The sequence below is a fragment of the Armatimonas sp. genome, from assembly GCF_043760365.1.
GTDB lineage: Bacteria > Armatimonadota > Armatimonadia > Armatimonadales > Armatimonadaceae > Armatimonas.
The window spans coordinates 1-5,351 of record NZ_JAYUPA010000312.1 but is presented as its reverse complement, the minus strand read 5'-3'; the positions used below and the strand labels follow the sequence as shown (position 1 = coordinate 5,351).

Sequence of the window (5,351 nt, the reverse complement as noted above, 5' to 3'; positions counted from 1 at the left end):
CCTCCGCAGTGATACGTGGCTGGATAGCTTTGCGAACAATCGGGCCACGGAGATCAGAAGTTTTCATAGCTCCGACCTATTCCGCCAGCTCAGGGTGGTTTTCCTTTGTCCAGCGAATGCGTTTCTGGGAGAGAAACCAAGTCTTGCCCTTGTCGTTGTTGCCCTGGAAGAATAAGACCGCCTTGCCGCGCTCATCAAAGATGCCCGGATGCCCCGACTCTGAGGCGTTCCACTCGCCGGGATGGCCGTTGGGGAGCAAGGGCTGGTCGCTGAGGCGCTTCCAGTGAACCCCATCCATGCTACTTGCCATCCCAATCTGCTGAGGCGCGTTGTTGTAGGCCCCGGCGTAGAACAGAAATAGGGTCTTGCCGCGCTGGCAGAGTGTGGCGGCCTCAATACAGTCGCGCTCCCACGGCAGCTCTGGCGCGAGCATCGGGGCATCGGTGGAGAGATTGGTCCACGCCGCCCGCCCAAAATCAGACGTCAGCTCAGCCACAGCCACACCGAGCATCTGAATCTTAAAAGCCGGGTCGCGGGTGGCATAGTAGAGGTAGAGCTTACCCTTAAACGGAAACACTTCGGCATCTATCGCCCGTCCACAGTTCCATGCGCCATTGGGCCGAAAAATAGGGTTGGTGGTATCGTGCTCGAAGTGCAGGCCGTCTTTAGAGACCGCGTGACAGATCGCATCTTTGGGTCCCATGCCGTAGGTCTGGTAGAAAAGATGCACTTTCCCGTTCAGTACCCGTGCTCCCGGCGCACAGATTCCTGTTTCCTCCACCGTCCCTGGCTTGCCCAGCACCTCCCCCACTTTCGTCCAGTGTGTCAAGTCCGAGCTGGTCGCCACTCCGATCCCCCAGCCCCTCGGCGCGTCGGGCGGGGCGAGCTTGGGGTCAAAGGGCGGCATGGAGTAGTAGAGCCAGTACTTCTTCTGAAACCGAATCACCGATGGATCTTTGGCAAAAGGCCGTCCGAGGCGTGAGGTGTCGCCAAAGTACATTTCAGGGGCACTCATTGCGACATGATACAACAAGTCTCACCCATGTTTCAATCAGCGACAGCAATCTACGTCCATATTCCGTTCTGCGCGCGCAAGTGTGGCTACTGCGACTTCAACGCCTACTCGGGCTACAAAGACGGCACAAAAGCGCGCTATGTTGAGGCGCTGTGCCGCGAAATTGAAGCCGTAGGCGATGGCAGCCTGATCCAGACGATATTCTTCGGCGGCGGCACCCCGACCAATCTAGCGGCCAGTGAGCTTACCCGGATTCTGACAACGCTCAAGAGCCATTTCGTAATCGCCACTGACGCCGAGATCTCGCTTGAGGCCAACCCTTCCGACGCAGATAGGAGCTATCTCACAACACTTCGCCAAGCGGGTTTTAACCGCATCTCATTTGGTGTGCAGACCTTCAATGATAGGCTTCTCAAGCTCATTGATCGAGAGCACAGCGGTGAGGCGGCAAGGCGCGCCATTGAGCAAGCGCGAGCGGCGGGCTTTGATAATGTCTCGCTGGACTTAATGTTCGGGCTCCCTCGCCAGACAGTGAGCGACTTTGAGCGCACGCTAGACACCGCACTGTCACTGGAGATTCCCCATCTTTCGATCTACGGTCTAATTGTTGAGGAAGGCACACCGTTTTTTGCACGGCGCGAGCGTGGCAAGCTCCCTCTTCCCCCCGAGAGTTCCGAGGCGACGATGTTTGGCAAGGCGCTTGAAAAGACAAAAGAGGCCGGACTCACCCGCTACGAGATCAGCAACTACGCCCGCTCGGGCTATGCTTGCCGCCACAACCGTGTCTACTGGCGCAACGAGCCTTACTTCGGACTGGGTGCGGGTGCGACGGGCTATCTCAACGGCGCTCGGCGAGTGAATATCCGAAGGCCCTCCGCGTATATCGAGGCCGCGCTGGCGGGAAAAGAGCTGGCCATCACGCAAGAAACGGAGCGGCTCACACAAGACGAGACCATGGGCGAGACCATGATGCTAGGCCTACGCCTCGCAGAAGGGATCGCGCTGGACGACTTCTCAGAGCGCTTCGGCGTGCGCGCCGAGACGCACTGGGCGCAGACAATCGCCATACTGACAACGCAGGGCTTGCTGGAGCGCACACCAACCCACTTGCGCCTCACCGATCCCAAGGGGTTGTTTCTCGCCAGTGAGGCTATGGCACCGTTTATTTGAAGGCAATCAAGCCGCGCCGAGTCCTACTAAGTAACCAACTTAAAGGAGATTCGTATGAAATTCAGTACTATTGCAACTATCGCCCTCTCGCTAGTCTTGACAGCAGCCCCTCGCTCGGTGCTCGCCCAAGACGTTGCGGCTACACCGGTAACCATTACCGCACAAGACGCCCCCGTGCGAAGCACACTGGAAGCCTTTTTCAAGCAAGCGGGGATCAAAAACTATATCCTCGAAAACGGGGTCGCCGGGTTTGTGACTCTTAACCTGGTTGATCAGCCGATGGAATCCGCACTTAAACTGGTGCTACGCGCAAACTCCATCCCCTTAACCTACTCCAAAGAGAACGGGGTCTGGATTGTTAAACCCCGGCGCATCTCCTCACCCGAGGCCATCCCGGCTCCCTTTGAGCTTGCCTCGCAGGAGCAACCTACGCCACCACGCTTTGAGCGCATCTCGCTGACCTACCTGGATCCCGCGGACCTCTCACAGATTCTTGGGGGGATCACGATGATCCATCAGTTCACACGTTTTACGGGTGGTCAGGGATTTTCGGCAGGGCAAGGTTTCTCATCAGGCAACGGCTTGCTAGGGCGCGGAAATGGTGGAGGCATCCTGTTCCAGGGAGGCGGAAATAACGCCCCCGGAGCGGGCAGTGGCCAGCGCGGCGGTGGCTAAAACAACGCGCTAAGTGAAAAGAGAGAGCGCTCTTTCCAGAGCGCTCTCTTTTTGTTAGGGGACGGAGATATTGATGGCTGCCCGGCTCGGCTTGCCTGTCCGACTGGGCAGGAGCACCTTGAGCATCACGAGGCCCCCCGAGCGAACCGTACTGGCGGCTTTTTTCGCCTCCTCCAGTGTGGTCACGAGCTTTCCATTGACACTCTGCAGAACCATTCCGCGCACCAGCCCTGCCTCGTCCGTCGGTGTCCCTTGCTTCACTCCCGTAACCAATAAACCCTTCACACTCTCCTCTAGCTTAAGCTCTGTCCGAACCTCCGCATCAAGCGGTTCGAGAGTGGCTTCCAGTACCTCAGGGGTTTTCTTAGTTGCCGTAGGACGCGTCGCCGGTGCGGGGCGTAGCTCCTTCAGTTCCTCCAGAGTGGCATTCAGAGTCAGTGGTTTGCCTTCCCGACGAACCTGGATGGCAACCTGGCTCCCCGGTTTGGTAGTTGCGATCGCATTACGCAGGCCCACCTCATCGCGTACATCGGTCGTGCCGAAGCGGATGATGACATCCCCTGCCTCGACTCCTGCCGTGTCCGCAGGCCCACCGCCGCTCACCTGGGAGACATAGGCCCCCTGAGAGACCTTCAGCTCCTGTCGCCACTCCGGCTCGATATTGGCGGGATTGAGCCCGAGAAAGCCGCGTGTCACCTTCCCCTTCGCAATAAGCTGATCCGAAACAAGACGGGCCGTGTTGGCAGGAATCGCAAACCCGATCCCGACACTGCCGCCCGAGGGAGTGTCTATCCCCACATTAATACCGATCAGCTCGCCTTTGATATTGAGCAGCGGCCCCCCAGAGTTGCCCGGGTTGATCGCGGCATCGGTCTGGAGAAGCTCAGGGTAGTAGCGGCCATCGAGCGGCCCCCCGATCGTGGACTTGCGTTGGAGCGCGGAGACAATCCCCGTGGTAACCGTGTTGTCCTGGCCAAAGGGTGAGCCAATCGCAATGGCCCACTGCCCCACTTTGATGTGCGCTGAGTCCGCGAACTTGATGGCGGGCAGGGGACGCCCCGCGTCTATCTTGATCACTGCAAGATCAGAGCGGTCGTCGCGCAGGACACGCCCTGTAAAAGTTTCGCCCGTGGAGAGCTTCACTTTCACCTTCCCATCACGTGCTTTCTCTACCACATGGTCATTGGTCAGGATATAGCCCTCACTGCGAATAATCACCCCGGAGCCCCCCACGGGGCGCAGGAGCATCTCGGGTTCCTGTTCCTCAGCGGGATTCGGAGTCTCCGTGGGCTTCTCCCCGCCCTCGGGCTTCGGGGCGGGCTGGGGGCGACGGCGGCGCGGCGGCGCATTGCCCCCCTGCGGCGGCCCTAAAAACTGCTCAAACGGCGACTCGGCGCGCGGCACTTCGGCAACTGCACTGATCGAGACCGCCGACGGCCCCATTGCCTCCGCAAGCTGCGTGAAAGCCACTTCGAGAGATTGTGCCGTCTCACGAGCTTCTTGAACACGCACCGCAGGATCACGCGCGATCAGACGGGCGGAAAATGGCACAGCACAGGCAATTAGCCCCGCTGTTAGAGCAAAAGAAACATATTTTCTGGACATTGAGCAACCTCCATAGAGAGGACGAGCCAGGGGCTCCTACCCGCGAAAAATAGAAAAAGCCCCCGCGGCAACGCGCGGGGGCCTAAGGGGCACCTTAAATCTTGTAGCGACCGTCTCCCTCAGTTGAGGTCTGAAGAATACGCTTCACAAACGAGATCAGCTCCATCGGATTGAAAGGTTTCGTAAGGTACATGTCCGCACCGCCGGAGTACCCACGGAGGACATCCTTATCCTGAGTCTTAGCGGTCAGCATGATCACCGGCAGCTCCGCGAGCGCCGCATCACGACGAATCGACGCAAGAAGCTCGAAACCATCCATCTCCGGCATCATTACATCAGAGACAACCAGATCGGGGCGGTTCGCTCGAATCTTCTCCAAAGCCTGAACGCCGTTGTTCGCGGTCTCAACGGTGTAGCCCATACGCTCCAGGTTCACTTGAATCAATCGGACGATATTGGGCTCATCGTCCACGGCTAAAATACGTGCCATTCTCTTTTTTTACCCTTTCCTGCGGAAAACCCTGTGCCAGCATTTTATCTCATTGCCCGGGGTCACGTCAATGGGGATTATCGGCACGGTGCACCTTTTCCTTTCACTCTGTGCAATCTGCCCACTTTTGCGCTTAAATCAGTACAGAGGTGCAACCCAACACTACGTCGCGGGTCGCATGAGAGGAGTAGAAAAAATAATGGGACCTGTGTGGGGAACCTACTTAATGATTTTTCTGGGCGTGCTTGGTACGTTGGGGCTCCTGGCCTGGACACTGCGCACACAGCTCAGACGTACGGGGCGCTATCTAATCGCCTGGATCGAGCGAGACAAGCGCGCCGAGGAAGAGGCCCGCACGCAGCAACAGCAGTACCAGGAAGCGGAGCAGGAAGTCCA

The 5,351-nt window shown here is 58.3% G+C and carries 6 protein-coding genes; 3 read left to right on the top strand and 3 right to left on the bottom strand.

Annotated elements, in window-relative coordinates; translation table 11 throughout:
- Positions 1-76: 76 nt before the first annotated feature.
- Positions 77-1,015 carry a family 43 glycosylhydrolase gene (locus ACH2EH_RS07530; RefSeq protein WP_395140416.1) on the bottom strand — a complete coding sequence of 313 codons (939 nt, stop codon included), beginning with the start codon at positions 1,013-1,015 and terminating at the stop codon, positions 77-79.
- 27 nt (positions 1,016-1,042) lie between these two features.
- Between ACH2EH_RS07530 and hemW the strand changes: the two genes are divergently transcribed.
- Positions 1,043-2,185, top strand: coding sequence for a radical SAM family heme chaperone HemW (gene hemW, locus ACH2EH_RS07525; RefSeq protein WP_395140414.1), 1,143 nt, complete (start codon positions 1,043-1,045; stop codon positions 2,183-2,185).
- A 54-nt stretch (positions 2,186-2,239) separates the two neighbouring features.
- Positions 2,240-2,860 (top strand): hypothetical protein, encoded by a 621-nt coding sequence (locus tag ACH2EH_RS07520; RefSeq protein ID WP_395140412.1) that lies wholly within the window; start codon positions 2,240-2,242, stop codon positions 2,858-2,860.
- Positions 2,861-2,914: 54 nt separating this feature from the next.
- On the opposite strand, the gene ACH2EH_RS07515 is transcribed toward ACH2EH_RS07520, so the two are convergent.
- Together ACH2EH_RS07515 and ACH2EH_RS07510 are read right to left on the bottom strand one after the other, a co-directional pair.
- Positions 2,915-4,411, bottom strand: a complete 1,497-nt coding sequence (locus tag ACH2EH_RS07515; RefSeq protein ID WP_395140410.1) for a trypsin-like peptidase domain-containing protein — start codon at positions 4,409-4,411, stop codon at positions 2,915-2,917.
- A 148-nt stretch (positions 4,412-4,559) separates the two neighbouring features.
- Positions 4,560-4,955 carry a response regulator gene (locus ACH2EH_RS07510; protein ID WP_309687827.1) on the bottom strand — a complete coding sequence of 132 codons (396 nt, stop codon included), beginning with the start codon at positions 4,953-4,955 and terminating at the stop codon, positions 4,560-4,562.
- A 199-nt stretch (positions 4,956-5,154) separates the two neighbouring features.
- Here ACH2EH_RS07510 and ACH2EH_RS07505 point away from each other — a divergent pair.
- A partial coding sequence (locus tag ACH2EH_RS07505; RefSeq protein ID WP_395140409.1) for a hypothetical protein occupies positions 5,155-5,351 on the top strand: 197 nt, incomplete at its 3' end.